At 49.5% G+C, this 1,203-nt stretch carries 1 rRNA gene; it reads left to right on the top strand.

What is annotated here, in order from left to right:
* Positions 1-34: 34 nt before the first annotated feature.
* A 23S ribosomal RNA gene (locus LGT40_RS00380) occupies positions 35-1,203 on the top strand; the annotation flags it as partial.

The following is a 1,203-nucleotide window of genomic DNA, read 5'->3' as shown; positions in this document are numbered from 1 at the left end:
AAATACGTATAACCCAATTTATTTCGGGTTATATGGTCAAGTGAATAAGCGCACATGGTGGATGCCTTGGCGATAAGAGGCGATGAAGGACGTAGTAATCTGCGAAAAGCGTAGGGGAGCTGATAAACGAGCTGTGAGCCTACGATCTCCGAATGGGGCAACCCACATACCCTTGGGTATGTATCAATAAGTGAATACATAGCTTATTGAAGCGAACCCGGCGAACTGAAACATCTAAGTAGCCGGAGGAAAAGAAATCAACCGAGATTTCCCTAGTAGCGGCGAGCGAACGGGAAGCAGCCTGCAAGTAATATTTAACGTTTTAGTGGAACAAGCTGGAAAGCTTAGCGATACAGGGTGATAGCCCCGTACACGAAAAGGCGTTAAAGGTACTAAGCTTGCGACAAGTAGGGCGGGGCACGAGAAACCTTGTCTGAACATGGGGGGACCATCCTCCAAGGCTAAATACTCCTTATCGACCGATAGTGAACTAGTACCGTGAGGGAAAGGCGAAAAGAACCCCGTTTAGGGGAGTGAAATAGAACCTGAAACCGTGTGCGTACAAGCAGTAGGAGCAGACTTGTTCTGTGACTGCGTACCTTTTGTATAATGGGTCAGCGACTTAATTTATGTAGCGAGCTTAACCGAATAGGGGAGGCGAAGGGAAACCGAGTCTTAATAGGGCGACGAGTTGCATGGATTAGACCCGAAACCTGGCGATCTATCCATGGTCAGGCTGAAGGTTGGGTAACACTAACTGGAGGGCCGAACCCACGTATGTTGAAAAATGCGGGGATGAACTGTGGATCGGAGTGAAAGGCTAATCAAGCCAGGAGATAGCTGGTTCTCCTCGAAAGCTATTTAGGTAGCGCCTCATGTATCACTCTTGGGGGTAGAGCACTGTTTGGGCTAGGGGGTCATCCCGACTTACCAACCCCATGCAAACTCCGAATACCAAGAAGTGCAATCATGGGAGACACACGGCGGGTGATAACGTCCGTCGTGGAAAGGGAAACAACCCAGACCATCAGCTAAGGTCCCAAAATTATGGCTCAGTGGAAAACGAGGTGGGAAGGCACAGACAGCTAGGAGGTTGGCTTAGAAGCAGCCACCCTTTAAAGAAAGCGTAATAGCTCACTAGTCGAGTCGGCCTGCGCGGAAGATGTACCGGGGCTTAAGCCATATACCGAAGCTATGGATGCC

Source organism: Methylophaga pinxianii (assembly GCF_020447225.1).
GTDB classification, from domain to species: Bacteria; Pseudomonadota; Gammaproteobacteria; order Nitrosococcales; family Methylophagaceae; genus Methylophaga; species Methylophaga pinxianii.
Note: the sequence above shows the minus strand (reverse complement) of the source record. Positions and strands in the feature narration are given on the sequence as shown.